The 20,269-nt window shown below is 61.9% G+C and carries 23 protein-coding genes; 13 read left to right on the top strand and 10 right to left on the bottom strand.

The features are described 5' to 3' along the window. The first annotated feature begins 72 nt into the window (after positions 1-72). The 3 genes from AC0L26_RS06550 (at position 73) to AC0L26_RS06560 (ending at position 2,097) form a co-directional block, all read left to right on the top strand. On the top strand, positions 73-441 hold the full coding sequence (locus AC0L26_RS06550) for an Hpt domain-containing protein (protein ID WP_473631809.1): 369 nt from the start codon (positions 73-75) through the stop codon (positions 439-441). 99 nt (positions 442-540) lie between these two features. Further along, positions 541-861, top strand: coding sequence for a 2Fe-2S iron-sulfur cluster-binding protein (locus AC0L26_RS06555; protein WP_006334837.1), 321 nt, complete (start codon positions 541-543; stop codon positions 859-861). A 207-nt stretch (positions 862-1,068) separates the two neighbouring features. Next, positions 1,069-2,097 carry an NAD(P)/FAD-dependent oxidoreductase gene (locus AC0L26_RS06560; RefSeq protein WP_473631810.1) on the top strand — a complete coding sequence of 343 codons (1,029 nt, stop codon included), beginning with the start codon at positions 1,069-1,071 and terminating at the stop codon, positions 2,095-2,097. A gap of 277 nt (positions 2,098-2,374) precedes the next feature. Here AC0L26_RS06560 and AC0L26_RS06565 read toward each other — a convergent pair whose 3' ends face one another. Beyond that, a complete protein-coding gene (locus AC0L26_RS06565) occupies positions 2,375-2,992 on the bottom strand; it encodes a DUF922 domain-containing Zn-dependent protease (protein ID WP_473631812.1) in 618 nt (205 codons plus the stop codon). A gap of 84 nt (positions 2,993-3,076) precedes the next feature. Between AC0L26_RS06565 and folP the strand changes: the two genes are divergently transcribed. The 3 genes from folP to folK all read left to right on the top strand — a co-directional run bounded on the left by folP (position 3,077) and on the right by folK (position 4,900). Further along, positions 3,077-3,919, top strand: a complete 843-nt coding sequence (gene folP / locus AC0L26_RS06570) for a dihydropteroate synthase (RefSeq protein WP_473631813.1) — start codon at positions 3,077-3,079, stop codon at positions 3,917-3,919. Between the two features lie 110 nt (positions 3,920-4,029). Then, the gene (folB, locus tag AC0L26_RS06575; RefSeq protein ID WP_473631814.1) at positions 4,030-4,389 is read left to right on the top strand and encodes a dihydroneopterin aldolase; all 360 of its coding nucleotides are present in this window, start codon (positions 4,030-4,032) and stop codon (positions 4,387-4,389) included. Continuing rightward, complete coding sequence (gene folK / locus AC0L26_RS06580; RefSeq protein ID WP_473631815.1) at positions 4,373-4,900, top strand: 2-amino-4-hydroxy-6-hydroxymethyldihydropteridine diphosphokinase; 528 nt, start codon at positions 4,373-4,375, stop codon at positions 4,898-4,900. The genes folB and folK overlap by 17 nt, the downstream gene beginning before the upstream one ends. Before the next feature lie 48 nt (positions 4,901-4,948). Here the strand turns inward: folK and AC0L26_RS06585 are convergent, their stop codons facing one another. Beyond that, positions 4,949-5,494: a DUF924 family protein gene (locus AC0L26_RS06585; protein WP_473631816.1), complete on the bottom strand. Its 546-nt coding sequence runs from the start codon at positions 5,492-5,494 to the stop codon at positions 4,949-4,951. A gap of 14 nt (positions 5,495-5,508) precedes the next feature. After that, a complete protein-coding gene (locus tag AC0L26_RS06590) occupies positions 5,509-7,344 on the bottom strand; it encodes a monovalent cation:proton antiporter-2 (CPA2) family protein (protein WP_473631817.1) in 1,836 nt (611 codons plus the stop codon). Positions 7,345-7,530: 186 nt separating this feature from the next. Between AC0L26_RS06590 and AC0L26_RS06595 the strand changes: the two genes are divergently transcribed. Continuing rightward, positions 7,531-7,662: a hypothetical protein gene (locus AC0L26_RS06595; protein ID WP_473631818.1), complete on the top strand. Its 132-nt coding sequence runs from the start codon at positions 7,531-7,533 to the stop codon at positions 7,660-7,662. Positions 7,663-7,760: 98 nt separating this feature from the next. Here AC0L26_RS06595 and AC0L26_RS06600 read toward each other — a convergent pair whose 3' ends face one another. The 5 genes from AC0L26_RS06600 to AC0L26_RS06620 form a co-directional block, all read right to left on the bottom strand. Then, on the bottom strand, positions 7,761-8,315 hold the full coding sequence (locus tag AC0L26_RS06600) for a hypothetical protein (RefSeq protein WP_473631819.1): 555 nt from the start codon (positions 8,313-8,315) through the stop codon (positions 7,761-7,763). Between the two features lie 160 nt (positions 8,316-8,475). After that, positions 8,476-9,564, bottom strand: coding sequence for a YcjF family protein (locus AC0L26_RS06605; protein ID WP_473631820.1), 1,089 nt, complete (start codon positions 9,562-9,564; stop codon positions 8,476-8,478). Further along, positions 9,561-11,057 (bottom strand): YcjX family GTP-binding protein, encoded by a 1,497-nt coding sequence (locus AC0L26_RS06610; RefSeq protein ID WP_473631821.1) that lies wholly within the window; start codon positions 11,055-11,057, stop codon positions 9,561-9,563. The genes AC0L26_RS06605 and AC0L26_RS06610 overlap by 4 nt, the downstream gene beginning before the upstream one ends. 103 nt (positions 11,058-11,160) lie before the next feature. After that, positions 11,161-11,664 (bottom strand): SixA phosphatase family protein, encoded by a 504-nt coding sequence (locus AC0L26_RS06615; RefSeq protein WP_354493339.1) that lies wholly within the window; start codon positions 11,662-11,664, stop codon positions 11,161-11,163. Positions 11,665-11,696: 32 nt separating this feature from the next. Continuing rightward, positions 11,697-11,876 carry a hypothetical protein gene (locus AC0L26_RS06620; protein ID WP_473631822.1) on the bottom strand — a complete coding sequence of 60 codons (180 nt, stop codon included), beginning with the start codon at positions 11,874-11,876 and terminating at the stop codon, positions 11,697-11,699. 51 nt (positions 11,877-11,927) lie between these two features. Here AC0L26_RS06620 and dksA point away from each other — a divergent pair, with 51 nt between their 5' ends. Beyond that, complete coding sequence (dksA, locus tag AC0L26_RS06625) at positions 11,928-12,344, top strand: RNA polymerase-binding protein DksA (RefSeq protein ID WP_181057150.1); 417 nt, start codon at positions 11,928-11,930, stop codon at positions 12,342-12,344. Positions 12,345-12,428: 84 nt separating this feature from the next. Here dksA and AC0L26_RS06630 read toward each other — a convergent pair whose 3' ends face one another. Beyond that, positions 12,429-13,184 (bottom strand): hypothetical protein, encoded by a 756-nt coding sequence (locus tag AC0L26_RS06630; protein ID WP_473631823.1) that lies wholly within the window; start codon positions 13,182-13,184, stop codon positions 12,429-12,431. Positions 13,185-13,523: 339 nt separating this feature from the next. Between AC0L26_RS06630 and cckA the strand changes: the two genes are divergently transcribed. Together cckA and AC0L26_RS06640 are read left to right on the top strand one after the other, a co-directional pair. Further along, positions 13,524-16,094, top strand: coding sequence for a cell cycle histidine kinase CckA (cckA, locus tag AC0L26_RS06635; RefSeq protein ID WP_473631824.1), 2,571 nt, complete (start codon positions 13,524-13,526; stop codon positions 16,092-16,094). A gap of 232 nt (positions 16,095-16,326) precedes the next feature. Then, on the top strand, positions 16,327-17,037 hold the full coding sequence (locus tag AC0L26_RS06640; RefSeq protein ID WP_473631825.1) for a purine-nucleoside phosphorylase: 711 nt from the start codon (positions 16,327-16,329) through the stop codon (positions 17,035-17,037). Here the strand turns inward: AC0L26_RS06640 and AC0L26_RS06645 are convergent. Continuing rightward, positions 17,034-17,339, bottom strand: coding sequence for a ribbon-helix-helix domain-containing protein (locus tag AC0L26_RS06645; protein ID WP_127204129.1), 306 nt, complete (start codon positions 17,337-17,339; stop codon positions 17,034-17,036). The two genes, AC0L26_RS06640 and AC0L26_RS06645, sit on opposite strands and share 4 nt — an antisense overlap. Positions 17,340-17,618: 279 nt before the next feature. On the opposite strand from AC0L26_RS06645, the gene AC0L26_RS06650 reads away from it, so the two are divergent. The 3 genes from AC0L26_RS06650 to AC0L26_RS06660 all read left to right on the top strand — a co-directional run bounded on the left by AC0L26_RS06650 (position 17,619) and on the right by AC0L26_RS06660 (position 20,239). Continuing rightward, entirely contained in the window at positions 17,619-18,014 is a 396-nt protein-coding gene (locus AC0L26_RS06650) for a VOC family protein (protein ID WP_473631826.1), read from the top strand. Between the two features lie 79 nt (positions 18,015-18,093). Then, positions 18,094-18,624: a gluconate 2-dehydrogenase subunit 3 family protein gene (locus tag AC0L26_RS06655; RefSeq protein ID WP_352934663.1), complete on the top strand. Its 531-nt coding sequence runs from the start codon at positions 18,094-18,096 to the stop codon at positions 18,622-18,624. 43 nt (positions 18,625-18,667) lie between these two features. Continuing rightward, entirely contained in the window at positions 18,668-20,239 is a 1,572-nt protein-coding gene (locus AC0L26_RS06660; protein WP_473631827.1) for a GMC family oxidoreductase, read from the top strand. Positions 20,240-20,269 lie beyond the last annotated feature (30 nt).

Here is a 20,269-nt window from a genome sequence, read left to right on the forward strand (position 1 = left end):
CCAATCATTAACCCGTTATCCACAGGGTGCGCCTAATTTTCCCCGGCGGTCGAAGAACGGAGTTGCAGATTCATGCGTGGCGAAAACGGTATTGCCTTCTCTATGCCTGGAGGCGACGTGTCGGGAACGGCCGGATCGCGGCCGGTGGACCTGGCGCACCTCGCACGCCAGACGATGGGCGACCGCAGCCTTGAACAGGAGGTGCTGGCGCTGTTCGTGCAGCAGGCGCTTTCCGTTCGCGATAAGATCGTCGATGCCGATGTGGGACAAAGATTGCTCCTTGCGCATGGGCTGAAAGGCTCGGCGCGCGGTGTCGGCGCTTTCGCTGTCGCCGACTGCGCCAGTGCGATCGAACATCAGCCTGAAGACACCAATACCCTCAAGCAGCTTGGTTCGCTGATCGAAGAAGTCCGCGATTTCGTCGCCGCCATCAGCCGTTAAACCCGTTTCCGAAAAAACGGCATAGAACGCCGCTTTCGCGCGGCAGTTGACTTGTCTGCCGGAGTGATTATCTCGGCTGGGACTTCCTTCAGGTGACAAATGACCAAGCTGACCTTCATCGCCCATGACGGCACACATTTTGACGTGGATGCCGAAAACGGCTCGACCGTCATGGAGAACGCGATCCGCAACGCCGTGCCGGGGATCGAGGCCGAATGTGGTGGCGCCTGCGCCTGCGCGACCTGCCACGTCTATGTCGACGAGGCATGGACGGCGGAGGTCGGCGAGCCGGAAGCGATGGAAGAGGACATGCTGGACTTCGCCTACGACGTCCAGCCGAACTCACGGCTCTCCTGTCAGATCAAGGTGCGCGACGCTCTCGACGGCCTGGTTGTGCGCGTGCCGGCCCGCCAAGGCTGAAGAGTGAAGGCTGAAGCGCGGGTATATGGCCGATTTTTCCGGCCCCCGCTTGGCAGCGGGCCAATGGTCATGCAGTGTCGCGCCGTTCTCTACAGCGTCGCGCGCCTCTTGGACACGCAAAGGACGACTGTAGCACCATGATCTGGCGCATGGTCCCAACGGAAATCGATTCTGATTTTCGGGGTCATGCGCATCAAAGGCGCATCCATGACCGATACCACCAGAACGGACGTATTGATTGTCGGGGCAGGGCCTGTCGGCCTGTTCGCCGTGTTCGAGCTCGGCCTGTTCGACATGAAATGCCATCTGATCGACATACTCGACCGGCCCGGCGGGCAATGCGCCGAACTCTATCCGGAAAAGCCGATCTACGACATTCCCGGCTGGCCGTCGATCTCGGCGCAGGGGCTGGTCGACAAGCTGCTTGAGCAGATCGCGCCGTTCAAACCCGACTTTACCTTTAACCGCATGGTCTCGAGCCTCGAAACGCTCGAGGACGGCAGCTTTCGCGTCATCACCGACGAAAACGAGGTGTTCGAGACGAAGGTTGTGGTCATCGCCGCCGGCGGCGGTTCGTTCCAGCCGAAGCGGCCTCCGATTCCCGGCATCGAGCTTTATGAAGGCAAGAGCGTCTTCTACTCGGTTCGCCGGATGGAGGAATTTCGTGGCCACGACCTCGTCATCGTCGGTGGCGGCGATTCGGCACTCGACTGGACGCTGAACCTGCAGCCGGTGGCCAAGAGCGTGACTCTGGTCCACCGACGGCCGGAGTTCCGCGCGGCACCCGACAGCGTCAACAAGATGTACGCCATGCAGGAGATGAAGGAACTGGATTTCCAGGTCGGGCAGGTGACCAGCCTGACCGGCACCGAAGGCCAGCTTTCCTCCGCGACGATCAAGGGACCGGACGGGGACATCGAGGTGCCGTGCACGCGGATGCTGCCGTTCTTTGGCCTGACCATGAAGCTCGGATCGATCGCCGAGTGGGGGCTCAATCTTCATGAAAACATGATCCCGGTCGACACCGAGAAATTCCAGACGTCGGTGCCAGGCATCTTCGCCGTCGGCGACATCAACTGGTACCCCGGCAAGCTGAAGCTGATCCTTTCGGGCTTCCACGAAGTCGCCCTGATGGCGCAGGCGGCCAAGCGCATCGTCAGCCCCGGCGAGCGCATCATATTCCAGTACACGACCTCGTCAACCAGCCTGCAGAAGAAGCTCGGCGTCGCCGGCTAGTGGTGAAGGCCTGACGCTTGGTACCCGAGTCGTGAGCTGTCGGAGCCGACATCACCCCGCGGCCCACCATTGTCAGCGCTAGATCTTTTCAATGAGGGTGACACCTGGCAGGCTCTCGAAACGCTTGTCACAAGTCAGGAGCGTCGCGTCATGCGGGATCGCCGGACTACCGACCGGCATGCGTTTCGTTTAACAGCGGCGTGGCAATAGCAGGCGATCCCCGATGTGTCGAGGCGAAGGCGCTGCCAGTGCCTAAATCGTTACCGTCTGGCGCAGGCTAGCCCGGCAGCCGGCCGTTTTCGATGCGCTCCATGCGATAACGCAGCAGCCTGAGGATGCGGCTTTCGAAATTGATGGTCTCGACGCGATCGAATTGCACCTGGGCCCGGTCGTGCTTGGCAAGAATTGCGGCGGCTATCTCCGCAGCCTTGGCCTTGGCCTCCTGGCAATTCTTCCGCGGGTAGCTCGCCTTCAGCGCATCCTCGAGTTCGCGGGCATGGTTCTTGGCGATCTCGACATGGCGGTCCTCATGTCGCTTGATGTCGGCGGACAACGTATCCCAGAACAGCCTTACGCCCGCATCGGCCTTGCGCGAGCGGCGCCACTCGGGAAGGATCACCTTGACCTTGACGATGACGTTGGCGTGGGCAATCCGGCAGGAATTCGATTTTTCCGCGTAGCTGACGCGGGTGGTGAATGCCATCTGTGTGGCGCCCGGATGCCGCATCCCGGTGCTTTTCACCTGGGGCCCGAGTTTCGTAAGCTGGGTTCCGATGTCGTCGAGCGTCCTGCCGCCGATGCTGAAGTAGCTATATGTTTTTACCAGACTCGCCGTGCTCGCCGGCAAGGCGGAAAAACCGAGCATCAGGGCACAGAGCAGGGAGCGTTTCATCATGTTGCCTCTTCGCCCACCTTGCGTTACGGCCGTTGCCGACGCAATGGAATTGATCTTTGATGGATCACACATGGTTGATGGACAATGACGACAGGGCGATGGCAGCTGGCGCATGGTGCCCGTCTCGACCTTAGCGGCAAGGCTGTGATCGTCGGCATTCTCAACGTCACGCCGGACAGTTTTTCCGACGGGGGGCTGTTCGTTACGCCCGAACAGGCGGTCGCCCAGGCGCGCCGGATGGTGGAAGAGGGAGCCGCCGTCATTGACGTCGGCGGGGAATCGACACGCCCCGGCGCATCTCCGGTCACCATCGAGGAAGAGCAGGCCCGCGTGATGCCGATCATCGAGGCGCTCACCAGATTTGGCAAGGCGCTGATTTCGGTCGATACCTATCGCGAGGACACCGCCCGGCTTGCCGTCGCCGCCGGCGCTCATATCGTCAACGATGTCTGGGGCCTGCAGCGCGAACCCGGCATCGCGCGGGTCGCGGCCGAGACCGGTGCCGGGCTTATCATCATGCACACGGGGCGTGACCGGCAGAAACTGCCTGATGTGATCGACGATCAGTTTTTCTTCCTCAGGAAATCACTGGAAATCGCCCGGCGAAGCGGCGTTGCCGACGACCAGATCGTGCTCGATCCGGGCTTCGGCTTCGCCAAGGAAACAGCGGAAGAAAACCTCGACCTGATGGCACGGTTTTCCGAACTCGGTGCGTTGGGTTTTCCGCTGATGGCGGGCACATCGCGAAAGCGCTTCATCGGCGCCGTTACCGGCCGCGACGCCTCGGCCAGGGGCGCCGGAACAGCGGCGACGAGTGTCATCCTGAGACTCAAGGGCGCGCAGCTATTTCGCGTCCACGATGTCGCAATCAATGTGGATGCGCTGGCGCTTGCGGATGCTATGCTGGCGCGTGAAACCACCGCATAGGTTCGGAAATCGGAATCGATTTCGGCGCGATGCGTAGATTTAAAGCGTTAGAGCATAGTTTGTGCGTCCAGGCGGACGCACGTCGCTCTAATCGAGCGGGACGCCGAGCGATGTATGTCATCCGCATGAAGAACTGCGCCTTCTTCGCCCGGCACGGCGTGCTGGATGAGGAGGAGACGCTCGGCCAGCGCTTCTATGTCGACGCTGCGCTCACCGTCGAACCCGGCCGCGCGCTGGTCGATGATTCCATCGATGACACCGTCCACTATGGTGTCGCCTTCGGGGTGATCGAAAGGATCATAACCGGAGAGAGGCGTTTTCTGATAGAAGCGCTGGCGCTGGAGGTGGCCCGGGCGCTGACGGCCCGGTTTCCCCAGATCAAAAGGGCCGAGATCACTGTGCGCAAGCCGAACGCGCCGGTGCCCGGCGTGCTCGATCATGTCGAGGTGACCGTTGTCTGGCCAGAATAAAAACAACAATAATAACACTGTATATCTCAGCCTTGGCGGCAATATCGGCGACCCGGCACGGTCGATGGGCGCGGCCCTGCGCATGATGGATGCCGACGAGAACACGCGTGTCGTCGTCGTCTCCTCCCTTTACCGCACGCCACCCTGGGGCAAGCTCGATCAGCCGGATTTTCTCAATGCGGCGGCCGAAATTTCGACCGCACTCGCACCACATGCATTGCTCGATCTTTGTCTCGACGTCGAACGCAGATTGAAGCGGGTGCGCGAGGAACGCTGGGGGCCACGCCTGATCGACATCGACATTCTGGTGTTCGGCGATCGGGTCATTCACGAAACCGGGCTGGAAGTGCCGCATCCGCGCATGCTGGAGCGCGCCTTCGTTCTGGCGCCGCTGGCCGAGATCGCGCCTGGCCTCACCGTCGGCGGCAGAAGCGTGCCGGAGCGGCTTGCCGCTCTCGACAGCACCGGCATCGAGCAATTGCCGTCTGGCCGGGATTGGTGGCGCGCCTGAAGCATCGGACCCAAACCGGTAACCACCTGTGGGTCCGACGCACTGAACTCAGCCGGAAAATCCGCCTCCGTCGAGGAACACCTGTTCTTCCGCCGTCGTCTCGCGGCCAAGCATTCTGTTTCGATGCGGAAAGCGGCCGAAGCGCTGAATGATCCCCAGGTGCTCGACCGCATATTTCAGATAGGATGGGGCTTTGGCGGTAAACAGCTCCATCGATTTGAGCTGATCGGCGAGATTTTCCGAATGCTCATACGGCAAATAGAGGAAGGCGCGCAGGTCTTCGTCCAGCGCCAGATCCTGGCCGGCGGCGATAGCCCTTGCGGCGAAATGCCTTGCCAGCGGATCGGTGGCATACATATGGCCGGTGCCACGAAAGCAGTTTCGCGGGAACTGGTCGAGCAGGATCATCAGCGCCAGCGAGCCTTCGGCATGCTCCGACCAGTCGTCACATTCACGCCGCGCGGCTGCGTAGTGCAGGTCGAGAAACCGGTTGCGGAACTCCGTATCGAAGATGTCATGTTTCTCGAACCATGCATCCTTCCCGGCGTCACGCCAGAACTTGGTGACTGAAAACGCTCGCGTGTCGATGTCCATGAGTGATTCCTCGGTCAGTCCGCAGGTTCGGATTTATGCAGCACGCCGGCGGTCTCCTCGTTGAGTGCCTGGCCGGTACGACGTGGCGGGGTGAGCGGTGTCGGAATGGGCGTGCCGATATTGCCCTTCAGGAAGCGTTGTCCGGCCCGAATGCCTTCGGCAAGCTGCGTTTCGATGCGGGCAGTATCGCGTCGCCGGACATCTTCGATCACTTCGGCGACCTCTTCCGGGTCGACACCCAGGGCTTCGAGGGTGGAACCACCGAAAACGAGGGCTGATTCGAAGGTTTCCCGGAGCTGGAAGTCGACACCTACACGAATCAATTGCAGCGCTGTGCCACGGTCAAAGGCTCTTGCCAGCACCGTGAGCAAGGGGAACTCCGCCTTGATGAGTTCGGCAATGCGGATGGCGACATCTGCCTTGTCGACGCATATGAGCACGGCGCGTGCGCGGCCGGCGCCCGCGGCATGGAGGATATCCAGCCGCGTGCCGTCGCCATAGTAGACCTTGAAGCCGAAATCGGCGGCCGCCTGGATCATCTCGACATCATTGTCGATGATCGACACGTCGATCCCGCGCAACAGCAGCGGCTGGCTGGCGATCTGGCCGAAGCGCCCAAAACCGATGATCAGCACGCTGCCGGTAAGGCCATCGGCAATGTCGACGCCTTCGAGCGACTGCTCGTCGCGCGGTGTCAAATACCGCAACGCCACGATGGCCAGAGGCGTCAGCACCATGGAGATGATGACGATCGCCGTCAGGGTCGCATTGGCCTGGCTGTCGATGATGCCGACCGCCGCTGCGGCGGAATAGAGAACGAACGCAAATTCGCCGCCTTGCGCCATGAACACGGCACGCTCGAGCGCTTCGCGGTGACCGGTCTTGAGGATGCGGGCGACGAGATAGATGCCGATCGCCTTGATCGCCATGTAGGCGACGACGTAGACGGCGACAAGCCGCCAGTTCTCGACGACCACGTGCAGGTCTAGCGACATGCCGACCGCTAGGAAGAACAGCCCGAGCAGGACACCGCGGAATGGTTCGACATCGGCCTCCAGCTGATGGCGGAAGGTGGATTCCGACAACAGCACGCCGGCCAGGAAAGCGCCCATCGCCATCGAGAGGCCGCTGAGCTGCATGACAAGCGCTGATCCTAGAACGACCAGAAGAGCAGCCGCCGTCATCACCTCGCGGGCGCGGGCATCCGCCAAGATACGGAAGAACGGATTGAGCAGATAACGCCCGGCCAGCACCAGTCCGAGGATGGCAGCAAGGCCGATGCCCACCTCGGTCAGCCGCTGCGTCAGGCTCATATCGGCGCCGCCCGGTGCCAGGAAGGCAATCAGCGCCAGCAGCGGCACGATCGCCAGATCCTCGAGCAGCAGGATAGAGACGATGCGCTGGCCTTTGGGCGCTGCAATCTCGCCGCGTTCTTCCAGAAGCTGCATGACGATCGCCGTCGAGGTCAGCACGAAGCCGGCGCCGGCGACAAAGGACTGCGCGATCGGAAAACCGCCGGCCAGTCCGACGCCGGTAAGCAACAGCGCGCACACGCCGACCTGCAATGCCCCAAGGCCAAAGATCTCTCGCCTGAGGCCCCATAGCCGTGACGGCTGCATCTCCAGCCCGATGATGAACAGGAACATGACGACGCCGAGTTCGGCGACGTGAAGAATGGCTTCCGATTCGGAAAAGATACGAAGTCCGAACGGCCCGATCACCACACCGGCCGCCAGATAGCCTAGGATGGAGCCAAGCCCCATGCGCTTGAAAATCGGTACGGCGACAACACCTGCGGCGAGCAGCGCCACCACGTGGATAAGATCGCTGCCCGCTGCCTCTGCCGCCATGCCTGCCATTCCGTTCTCTAGAGGACCGCTGCACGTGCTGCGGCATCGAGCGGCCAAGATAAGGGCTTCGGCGGAGAACGAACAGTCCGAATCCGGAAACTGGCGCGGCAGTGTTGCAGGCGCGCTCCACAGCTTTTACCCACCCGCTGCGTTGCGTGCTGCTGTAGCGCCAAGGACGCGCGGCCTTTGGCCGTTGAAGGGCGGAGGACGATCAAGTCGGCCAAGGTCCAGGCGGTCACAACCAAATATCAGGGCACCACGACGGCCGACGAGGCCTGCAAGGCCTATGACGAGCTGATCACCGCCATCAAGGGCTGAGTATCGACTTGAGTTTGGAAAAAGCGGTGGCCGCAGCTGCCGCTTTTTTGCTACTGGAGTAAGGCATCGCGCGTCTTATCGAATCGCAAAATAATCGCTTAGTTCGGCGCGATAGAGCCGACCTCGAGCGCATCGACCCGCTTCAGCTTCATGCCGATGACCGGCACCAATTGCTGGTCGACACGCACCGCAACCGTGACCGTCATAGAATTGTCGTTGGGGACAAGGGCTTGCATGACGCCGCGCAACTGGTTGCGGTTGATGGTGAAGACGACCTTGTTGGCGCTGACCACATTGCCGCCGACGATGTCGAGGCCGGAACCGGCGGCGCCGCCCATGAAACTGCCCTTATAGCCTTCGCGGCCCTTGCGCTGGATAGTCGCCGACATCTGCTGGGTGAACATGCCGACCCGACAACCGCCGTCGAGCGACATGCCGATCTTGCCGTCAGGTGTCGAGCCGGTGAAGCTGCAGGTGAATTTCGTCCCCTTGTACTTGCCGGCCACGATTTCTCCGGGACCGACCCATTTGCCTTCCACCGATTGAAAGAACTGCTTGTCCGGTTCTGCTGCAAAGGTCTTTTCGACCACGCCAGCAGTTGTTGAAACGATGACCGCCAGGGCCAGGACGTTGGACAAGATCACGCTTTTCATCGACGACACCCGGCAACAAAGAGACTGGTTTTGGAACCCGTCCGACCATGAACAAGATTGGTTAATGCTTCGTCACCGCTGGTGCATGACCCGGAACCGAAAGACTGCGTCAGTGCATACAGCGCCCTTTGCGCGCCACTGAAACCGCGCCGGGCTGGAGTCACGCGTCGGAAGCGGATGTTTCCTTCTGCTTTTTGGTTGCGAACGACGTCAGAGCGGACAAGAAATCGCCCATGCCGGGCCGTTTTGTGGCGCTGAAGGGCAGGGGCCTCGCGGTTTCCATCGCCGCAATGCCTATACGCGCCGTCATCATGCCGTTGACGACGCCTTCGCCAAGCTTTGCCGAGAGCCGGGCAGCGAGGCCATGGCCGACGATCTGCTGAACGAAACTGTCGCCGACGGCAATCGAGCCGGTCACTGCCAGATGGGCGAGAACGCTGCGGGCCAGCCGGAAGAATCCCAGCGTGCCCGGCCGGCCGCCATAAAGTTCCGACAGGCGGCGAATCAGCCGGCCGGCTTCGAACACGACGTAAGCGACGTCGACCAGAGCGCGAGGACTGACCGCCGTTACCAGCGACACACGCTTTGCCGCTTCGAGGATCATCACCTTGGCGCGCGCATCGAGGGGCCCGAGGATTTCGGTCTCGGCCAGGCGCACCAGATTGCCACCGTCGATGATCTCGTCGCGCAATTCGGCCAGCGCGCGTCGGCCGGCTGCGGTTTCTGGCTTGGCCGCGACAAACGCCGAGAGCTCGTCGACCACGGCGCGGGCGGCCTTAGGGTCGTCGCGGGCAACGGCGTCGAGTGCCCGCTTCTGCAGTTTTTCGACCTCGGCGAGGCGGGCGATCGCCAGGAATTCGCGGACAAGGATGACCAAAAGCGCCAGCACCGCGATCACGGCCATCCCGGCAGCCAGCCAGCCCAGCCATTCGGCGCGTGCGAACAGATCGCGAATCAGCTGGTCGGTCCAAAGCCCGAGGGCCAGCGAAACCAGAACGCCCAATGCGCCGAAGAACAGGCTGCCAAGCAGCGAACGCTTCCGCGGCGCGGTCGCCGGCGGCGGTTCGGCGGCGACGATGTCGGGCTCGTCGAAGACATCGATCTCGGCCGGCACGACGACTGCGCCATCCGTCTTCACCGCGCGCGGCTTTCGCGCTGACGGGGCGTCGGGCTGGCGGAAGGCCGCCTGTTCCTTTGGCGTGGCTTCCGGCTCGATGCGAAATGCCGCCGGCTTGCGGGGCGCGGTCATGCCAGATGATCTCCGATCAGGAACTGCAGGGCGCGGTCAAGCCTGATATGCGGCAGCGACAGCGTGATTCCCTCAGCAGTGCGTTCGAGTTTTGGCGGGCGAAAGCGCACGAAACGGATCGCCGGGTCGTCATTATTCTGCCGATGGTCCGGGCTTTGCCGTTGGTCTGGTCCAGAGTCACCGAACACCGCATCAATTTTCTCCGGTAAATCACCGGGAAATATGGCTGTTTCGGTGTTTCCGTCAAATGTTTCGCCGTTGATTCTTTCGCCTTTCAAAGGTGTGCCGATGATGACCGGCAACGTTTCGCGGCCTTGCTTGACCGTGCCTTCGCGGGTCGCGCGCACGGCCGCCAGGGCAACCACGTCGACATCGGCACCGGTGAAATTCGCTCGCGCCACGGCACGGTCGGCAAGCCGCCGCACGATCGCCTGCAGCCGGTCGTGACTTTCGTGGTGCAGATGGTCCGCCTTTGTCGCCGCCACCAATATGCGGTCGATGCGCCTCGAAAAAAAGTCTGTCAGGAAATTGCCGCGGCCGGGGCGGAAACAGGCGAGGATTTCGGTCACCGCACGTTCGAGATCGGCCATCGCGCCGGGGCCTGCGTTCAAGGCCTGCAGGGCGTCGATCAGCACGATCTGGCGGTCGAGGCGTGTGATGTGTTCCCGAAAGAACGGCTTGACGACATGGGTCTTGTAGGCCTCGTAGCGCCGTTCCATCATCGCCTGAAGCGACCCCGAACGCGCCCGCCGCTCGCTCAGGTCCGGCAAGGGCGCGAAGGTCAGCGCCGGCGAGCCCTCAAGATCGCCGGGCATCAGGAAACGACCCGGCGGCAAGGTCGAAAGCGCCCGCTCATCCAGCTTGCATGCCTTGAGATAGGCGGCGAAGCTCTCGGCGAGGCGGCGCGCCGTCATCTCGTCGGCGTCTGCATTCGGGTCGACCGCGGCCGATAGCGTGCGCCATTCCTGCGAAAGATCGACGCGCACCGGAAGCGCAGCCATCTCAAAGGCTTCGCGTGAGAAATCGCCGTAGGATTTGCCGAGCAGCGGCAGATCGAGCAGCCATTCGCCTGGATAGTCGACGATATCGACCGACAGTCTGCCTGATGAAAACATGCGGCTCCAGCCGGAGGCCGATTCATATTCGATGGTGAGCCTCAGCTCGGAAATGGCACGTGTCGAATCCGGCCAGAGGCGGTCGTTGACCAGGGCCGCGATGTGATCTTCGTACTGGAACCGCGGCACGGCGTCATCCGGTTGCTCTTCGAGGAAGGCACGGGCGATGCGTCCCGATTTTTGCGCCTCGAACAGCGGCAAGCGCCCGCCATGGATCAGATTGTGGACAAGGGCCGAGATGAAGACCGTCTTGCCGGCTCGGGAAAGGCCGGTAACACCCAGCCGCAGCGATGGCGAAAAAAGCCCGGTAGCGCGCCCCGACAACGTATCCAAGGCAATCTTCGCCTCGTCGGTGAAAGTGGTCAGCGATGATGCCAAATCGGTCCTCTCGGGCTTAGGTACGCTCCGATATAGACGTTGCCGCCTAGTGTGGCGAATCTGAAATTCGCAGCAAATCCACCACGCTACGTCCGAAATGGCGTCAGAAATCGGCCGGCGTCACGAAGGCTTCAAGATAGCCCGTGCCTTGCGCGGCGTTGGCAAGACTGCCTGGAAAACGGACGGCCGCAAGGCCGGAGGTCGGGAATCCGTAGTTCAGCATTGCCCTCGCAGCCTCGTCGCCGTCGCCCGAAAGCGCGATCGCGAGATCCTCCGTCATCGGATTGTGGCCGATGAGGAGCAGCGAGCCTGGCCCGCCATTGCCGCGGATGATCGAGAGATAACCGGCGGCATCCTCGCTGTAGAGCGTGTCCAGGAACAGGACCCGGCCTGTATCGGTGTGGCCGGCAACGCCCTCCAGCGTTTGCAGCGCTCGCTTTGCTGTGGAGCAAAGGGTGAGGTCCGGAATGTAGTTGTGGGCCCGCATGGCCGCACCCATAGTTTCGGCATCGGCGAGGCCGGATGCGTCGAGCGGACGATCGAAATCACGCACGCCCGGCAGGGCCCATCCGGCCTTCGCATGCCTCAACAGGTAAAGCTTGCTCACCGGCCCCTCGCTTGTGCCAAACACCGAAACCGTCAAAAAGGCGCTGCAGGATTAGCCATGAGAAAAGCCCGGTTTACAATGGCCGGCACCTTCAAACCCAACGAAACATAGGCGAATTCGGTCGCACCCTTCATGCGAATGATGCCGCCAATACCTTTTTGGCCGACATTAACAATTGCGTGAAACTGTCGTCGATTACGCTTGTGCAGCATTCGGTCCGCGAATATATAGGCGCCAAATTTGGGGCTGTTTGGGTGAGTCGAATGAACGACATCGTTACCGCCAATTACGTACCCTCCGAAGACGAGCCGTTCATGAACGAGCGGCAGAAATCTTACTTTCGCCTAAAGCTCGTCACCTGGAAGAACGACATACTGCGCGAAGCGCGCGAAACTCTCGAAATCCTGCAGCAGGAAAACGCCAACCACCCCGATCTCGCCGATCGGGCCTCCTCCGAAACCGACCGCGCCATCGAACTTCGCGCCCGCGATCGCCAGCGAAAACTCATTTCAAAGATCGATTCCGCGCTGCAGCGCATTGATGAAGGCACTTACGGCTATTGCGAGGAAACCGGCGAGCCCATCGCGCTGAAACGGCTCGATGCACGTCCGATCGCGACCTTGTCGATCGAGGCGCAGGAGCGCCACGAGCGTCGCGAGAAAGTCTATCGCGACGACTGAAGCACACGCGAAACGTCAAAAAGAAGCCAATAGGGAACTTTGCCGTGGCCGGCCTCCGGCCTTTTTTGCTGGCCGGTCTGGCGCTTACCTTTTCTGGCTGGACAGCTCCCCGAGAAGCTTCGTCATCTCGTCGTCGAGAGACGGCGGCGCTTTTGCCGCCGGCTTGTTCTCCGGCCGGGCGGGCTGCGGGTCATCAAGCGAGACCTCGAGCTCCCTCATCAGTGTATCGTCAATAGAATCCCGAGAGTCCTGCCTGGTTGGGGATTCGTGCCTAGTCGGGGTGTCCTGTCTTGCCGACGACGGCGCGTGCCGAACGGCATTGGCGTTCGCCGATTCGAAGGCGGGCAGCGGCGTGACGGTCGCCGACTGATAGCTTTGCGTTGCCGGTGCCGCCTGATGGGATCGGGTAGGCGTTGAGGCCGCGCTCACCGGCTGCGGAGGCGGTGCTTGCCTCACTGGCGCAGGAGCGGGTTGAGGCGCGCGCGGCCGCGGGGCCGGCTGATGGCCGCCACCATCTCCGGTCAATGCAGGACGGCGCAGCGCCGACAGCCTGATGTCGCGTTCGACGACGACGTCGGTCGGGCCTCCGATCAGCAGCAGGTGCTCGATATCGTCGCGGCGCACCAGCACCAGCCGGCGGTGACTGTCGACAGCGGTGGCGTCCATGACGGCCAGCCGCGTCTTGCGATTCCTGCCGCCGGCGACGAATGTCCCAAAGGTCAGATTGCGGATCAGCTTTACGATGAGGAGAATGACGGCCAGGAGGACAAGCGCGACAAGCGTCCACAGGATTGCCGGGGCATAACCAGGACCCGCCACGCTATCCAGCCACTGCAGCATTGGTGCCCCCAAATATCGGCTATCGAAGAAGACGCGACACTAGACTGTTGCGGCACGCCACTGCAAGTTGCCTTTCGCGCTTCGTGAACGGCTTGACGGCGTCAGCGTTCCGGAACTGCAAATCCACCACGCTGGATTTTTTCAGCAAGTTGCTGGCGTGATGAAGCCGAAATTTCGCTCTGCGCTGCGCCAATGTGGTGCGAATTTCGGATTCGTCACACCGGGCGCCGGACGGGCGTCATTTTTAGCGGACATTTGCCGCCAAGGCCTTTTCCAGGCCCTGAGAATGTGATTCAACCGGGCAGGGGCAAGTACCGGAATTCACGAACAAGGGGGCACATGGCCAAGGAAGCGCGAGGCGATTTCTATCCGGTACCGATCGTCGACCAGAACACGCGACCGGGTGCGGTCACCCGGCTCATCGTCTTCATCGCCGTTCTGACGGGTGCCGCGATCGTCTTCGGCCTTTTCCGCGAACGTCTTGGCGATCCCTTCCTGCTTGGAATGCTTGGTGTGCTGGCGATGATCGGCGTCGGCTTCCTGTTCGCTACCGCCATCGGTTTCGTGCAGATTACGCCGCGCTCGACGAGTGACGAGCTGTCGAAAGCCTTCGTCGATTCGATGTCGCAAGGTCTTCTCGTCACCGACACTAAGGGGCGTGTCGTCTACGCCAATCGGGCTTATGCCGATATGACCGGCGCGGCGTCGGCGGCGGATCTCAAGACGGTCGAAGGGTTGCTGTCCGATGTTCCCGAGGCCTCGGTGACCATATACCGGCTGGCCTCCGGCCTGCGCGACGGCCAGTCCGGCGATGGAGAGTTTCGGCTTGCTCAATCCATTCGACCCGGCGCCGAGCCGGGCGCGCGCTGGTACCGCGCCCGCGCCCGCGCCTTCAGCGTCCCTGGCCAGCGGTTGCCCTTGCTCGCCTGGCAACTCGCCGACATCTCGGAAGAACGGGCCGAGCAGGAGCGGTTCTTCCTCGATCTCCAAAAGGCCATCGATCATCTCGATCATGCGCCGGCCGGCTTCTTTTCGGCCGACCAGGAGGGCCGCGTCACCTATATCAACGCCACGCTTGCCGAGTGGCTGGGCATCGACCTGACGAGCTTCACGCCCGGTGCCGTAACGCTTCCGGAGATCGTCGCCGGCGACGGTATGGCGCTGGTCCGCTCGGTCAAAGCCGATCCCGGCACCACGCGCAACGCCGTCATCGATCTCGATCTGACGACAGTGAAGGGCGAGGCGCTGCCCGTGCGTTTCATGCATCGGGTTTCGGCCAGCCGCGAGGGCGTCAGCGGTCCGACGCGCACCATCGTTCTCAACCGGACGCAAGGCGAGGACGCTTCCGCCGATCTTCGCGCCTCCGAGGTCCGCTTCACCCGCTTCTTCAATTCGACGCCGATGGCAATAGCGGCCGTCGACAACAGCGGGCGCATCTTGCGCACCAACGCGCCCTTCCTGTCGCTGTTTTCCTCCGTCGTCGACGGGGACGCGGTCGATCGGCGCGTGCGGCTCGACACGGTGATCCATGAGCGCGATCGGCCCGCTTTTGCCGCGGCGTTCGAGAAAGCGAGACAACGGCAGGCCGACATCGAACCGATCGATACGCTTCTGCCCGGCAATGAAGAACGGCACATGCGCTTCTACGTCAACGCGGTTGCCGACGGTACCGGCGAGGGCGCCGAAGAATCGGCCATCGTCTACGCCGTCGAAACCACCGAGCAGAAGGCGCTCGAGGGCCAGATGGCGCAAAGCCAGAAGATGCAGGCGGTCGGCCAACTCGCCGGCGGCATCGCACACGACTTCAACAATGTGCTGACCGCCATCATCATGGCGTCGGACCTTTTGTTGACCAACCACCGCCCGTCGGACCCGTCCTTCCCCGACATCATGAACATCAAGCAGAACGCCAACCGGGCGGCCTCTCTGGTGCGGCAACTCCTGGCCTTCTCGCGCAAGCAGACGCTGCGGCCGGAGGTGCTCAACCTGACCGACGTGCTTGCCGATCTCCGGATGCTGCTGGCCCGCCTGGTCGGCAACGACATCAAGCTGAAGGTCGACCATGGCCGCGACCTGTGGCCGGTGAAGGTCGATATCGGGCAGTTCGAGCAGGTGGTGGTCAATCTGGCGGTCAATGCGCGCGATGCGATGCCGACCGGCGGCGACCTGACCGTGCGCACCCGGAATGTGACTACGGAGGAGAGCAAGAGCCTTTCCTACCGCGAACTGGTGCCGGCCGACTATGTCGTGGTCGAAGTCGAAGACACCGGCAGCGGCATTGGCCCCGAAGTGCTCAAGAAGATTTTCGAACCCTTCTTCACCACCAAGGAGGTCGGCAAGGGCACCGGCCTCGGCCTGTCGATGGTCTATGGCATCATCAAGCAGACGGGCGGCTTCATCTTCTGCGATTCCGAAGTTGGCAAGGGATCGGTGTTCCGCATCTTCCTGCCGCGCTACATTGCAGAGGCGAGAACGGCGGGCGAACCCGGCGAGGCGCCGGCTGCACCGGCAAAGATCGCCGATGTCGCCAAGGATTTGTCGGGCTCGGCAACGGTGCTGCTCGTCGAGGACGAGGATGCCGTGCGCATGGGTGGCATGCGAGCGCTGACGTCGCGCGGCTACACTGTCCACGAAGCGTCGTCGGGCGTCGAGGCGCTGGAAGTGTTCGAGGCGCTCGGCGGCAAGGTCGACATCGTCGTTTCCGACGTGGTGATGCCTGAAATGGACGGGCCAACGCTGCTTGGCGAATTGCGCAAGCGGCAGCCTGACATCAAATTCGTCTTCGTTTCAGGCTACGCGGAGGACGCGTTCGCCAAAAACCTGCCGGCAGACGCGCATTTCGGCTTCCTACCGAAGCCGTTTTCGCTCAAGCAATTGGCCACGATCGTCAAGGATGTGCTCGAATCCTAGACCAGCCAGTGCATTGCGCTCTTGGTGAAATAATCTAAGGCGCGCGGTCTGAATGTGATCTAGCGCACAGACGCCAAGACCATGCCGTTTACACTTACCGGCGCCGGAGAGGGAACCGTCCGTTCATAACCAGTGAGGTCCGGCCACTGGAGTTTCGCAATCGCGGCTTGCGTATCGACGCCAGCCTGCCATGATTGCGACGACAACGCGGCGGGGATTTGGGGTAGATGCCGTGACGCCGCACAACGAGGCAAGCAGGGGCGATTATGCCGAGACGGTGCTGTTGCCGGGTGACCCGCAGCGCGCCGAATGGATGGCAGAGACTTTTCTCGAGGCGCCGCGCTGCGTCAACCGCCGCAGGGGCGCCCTGGGTTTCACCGGTCTTTTCCAGGGCATGCCGGTCAGCATCCAATCGACGGGGATCGGTGTCTCGTCATTTCTCATCTACGCGCACGAACTATTGGATTTCCATCGCGTCAGGACGCTGATCCGCACCGGTACCTGTGGCGCCTTGACCGCAAAGGTCGGGCTGCGCAGCCTGGTGATCTCGCAATCGGTTCATGGTGAAAGTGCGGGGAGTGGCCAGGTCTACGGGCTCTACGACGCCGCTGCTGGCCCCGATCCGATGCTGCTTGCCCGCGCTGTGGCCAGGGCTGGCGAACTCGGCATCGAACATCATGCCGGGCTGACCGCCTGCAGTGACATATTCTATCACCCGGAGGGGTGTGCCCGCTTTGCCGGGGTGCAGGCTGAAGGCGCGCTCGCCGTGGATATGGAGACCAGCGCGCTCTATCGCATCGCTGCGCATTTCGGCGCCCGGGCCCTGTCGATCCTGACTGTCGTCGACAACGTGGTGACCGGCGAGCAAACCGACTATTCCGAACGCCAGGCGCTTTTCACCGATATGACCCGGCTGGCGCTCGATGTTGCAGCTGAAAACTAAGCCGCCTGCCGCTTGGGCGCCGTGTGTTCTTCGATGCCTGGCCGATGGCCTTTCAGATAGAGAGCACAGGTCGTGCGCAACATCGAGGCGAAGTTCGGGATCTGGCCGTTGATCTCAATTGCCTCGTCATAGAGCTTCGAGATGAATTTCGGCGTCGTCAAACCTTGGCTGTCAGCGATCTCGTCGAGCAACGCCCAGAACGTCGCTTCGAGCTGGATGCTCGTCGAATGCCCGTCGATGCGGATCGATCGGTTGATCTGTCGATAGCCCTCCGGATCCTGCCCGGCAAAAACCCTGCACATCGTTACCTCCCGTTCTATTCGTTTTGGCCGTTCTTATTGGTCTTGGCCATTCTTGTTGATTTTGGGCGCAATCAGCAGCGATTCGCGCCTTTGAGCAGTGCCTGTCGTGGCCGATTATCTTCAGCCGGAAAGCGGAAAACAGCAATCGGACTTTCGTCCTTAAACGGTCTTTCATCCCGCCGTTAGCGTAGCGCGTGGTAATCGGCTGCCACCACCTTTGCAGTAACCCGCGCATAATCACCCCGACGCGCATAAGGCGCTGTTGCGACGGAGTGTCATTTGGCGAAGACGATTCACACCATGATCCGGGTTCTGGACGAGGCCCGGTCCGTCGACTTCTACCGGAAAGCCTTTGGGCTTGATGTCGCCGAACGGCTCGCTTTCGAAACCTTCACGCTCGTCTATTTGAGCAATGCCGAGGCAGAGTTCGAAGTCGAGCTCACCGTCAACAAGGGCCGGCAGGAGCCTTATTCGCTCGGCGACGGCTACGGCCATATCGCGGTTTCGGTCGCCGATCTGGACGGCGAACACGACCGGCTTGGCGCGCTTGGCCTGAACCCAAAAAAGATTGTCGAGTTCAATCGCGACGGAGCGCTGCTCGCGCGCTTCTTCTTCATCGAGGATCCCGACGGCTACAAGATTGAGGTCCTGCAGCGTCAGGGTCGGTTCAAATAGGAGACATCAGGTCGCGCCGGCCAGCGCGGCGCCAGCCACGGCACCTTTACGGTGCAAATAGCAAGCAAGGGAGGAAGAAATGGTCACGATTTACGAAAGCAAGCCCGGGCTGTCGCGCCGCGAACTTCTGAAACGCGGCGGTGTCGGCGCGTTGCTGGTCATTTCGGGCAGCGCCGTCATCAGCCCACAACATGCCTGGGGTCTCGAAACGTCGGCGCTCAAGCCTGAAACCATGGCGACCCTGATCCAGATGGCGCGCGACATCTACCCGCACGACCAAGTGCCTGACAAATATTACGCAATCGCCGTCAAGGCCCATGACGAGCAGGCCGGCAAGGACCCAGCCCACAAGGATCTCATCGAAAAGGGCATCGCCGATCTCGACTTGAAGTCGGGCAAGGACGGCTACACCGGCCTCGGCTGGGAGGAGCAGCGCGTCGCGGTGCTGAGAGAGATCGAGGACACGCCGTTCTTCCAGGCGGTCCGCGGCGGGCTTGTCGTTGGCCTCTACAACCAGAAGGAGGTCTGGCCGATCTTCGGCTACGAGGGCGAGTCCTACTCCAAGGGCGGCTACATGGCGCGCGGTTTCGATGACATCGAGTGGCTCTGAGCCCCGCCGCAACCGCAGACAACAGACATCATGGGAGGAAACCATGGCAGCACCATTTGATCTCAAGAACGATGGCGTGGTCGTCATCATCGGCTCGGGCGCCGGCGGCGGCACGCTCGGCAACGAGCTTGCCCAGAAGGGCATCGATGTCGTTATCCTGGAGGCGGGCGCCCGCCACGAATACGAGGATTTCATCAACGACGAGTGGGATTCGTTCGCCCAGCTCGCCTGGACGGACAAGCGCACGACCTCGGGCGACTGGCGGGTTGCTAAGGATTTCCCCAACCTGCCGGCGTGGATCGTCAAGTCTGTCGGCGGTTCGACGACGCACTGGGCAGGCGCCTCGCTGCGCTTCCAGGAGCACGAATTCAAGACGCTTTCGACCTACGGAAAACTGGAAGGTGCCAACCTGCTCGATTGGCCGATCACGCTGGCCGACCTGGAGCCCTACTACGCAAAAGCCGAAGATAAGCTGGGCGTGACGCTCACCAACAACATTCCAGGCCTCCCCGGTAACAACAACTTCAAGGTGATGAAGGCCGGCGCCGACAAGCTCGGCTACAAGGAGTGCCACACCGGTCGGATGGCGATCAATTCCGAGCCGCGCGACGACCGCAATGCCTGCCAGCAGACCGGCTTCTGCTTCCAGGGCTGCAAATGGGGCGCAAAATGGTCGACGCTGTATACCGAAATCCCGAAAGGTGAGGCGACCGGTCATCTCGAGGTAAGGCCGAATGCCATGGTGATCAAGATCAACCACGACGCATCAGGCAAGGTGACCGGCGTCGTCTATGCCGACAAGGACGGCAAACTGCAGGAACAGAAGGCCCGCATCGTCGCCGTCGCCGGAAACTCGATCGAGAGCCCGCGGCTGCTGCTCAACTCGGCATCGAGCCAATTTCCCGACGGCCTTGCCAATTCGTCGGGGCAGGTGGGCAAGAACTACATGCGCCACACCACGGGCTCCGTCTACGGCATCTTCGACAAGCCGGTGCATATGTATCGCGGCACCACCATGGCCGGTATCATCCGCGACGAAGCCCGCAACGATCCTTCGCGCGGCTTCGTCGGCGGCTACGAACTCGAGACGCTGTCGCTCGGCCTGCCGTTCATGGCCGCCTTCCTCAATCCGGGCGGATGGGGACGTTCCTTCACCACGGCGCTCGATCACTACGACCATATGGCCGGCATGTGGATCGTTGGCGAAGACATGCCGCGCGAGGAAAACCGCATCACGCTGCATGCCGACATGAAGGACGAGCACGGTACGCCTGTGGCGGACGTTCATTTCGACGATCATGCCAATGACACGGCGATGCGCAACCACGCTTACAAGCAGGGCTCGGCGCTTTACGCGGCGGTGGGCGCGACGCGGACTTTCCCGACGCCGCCCTATCCTTCGACCCACAATCTCGGCACCAACCGGATGAGCGAAAAGGCGACCGACGGCGTCGTCAACAAGCATGGCCAGGCGCACGACATCAAGAACCTGTTCGTGTCGGATGGCAGCCAGTTCACCACCGGCGGTGCCGAAAATCCGACATTGACGATCGTGGCGCTGGCGATCCGTCAGGCCGATTATATTGCTGAGCAGATGTCGGCGAAGAGCATCTAACTGTAGCCCTCCCGGCTGCTGCTGGCGCGG

The organism is Mesorhizobium sp. WSM4823 (genome assembly GCF_055811195.1).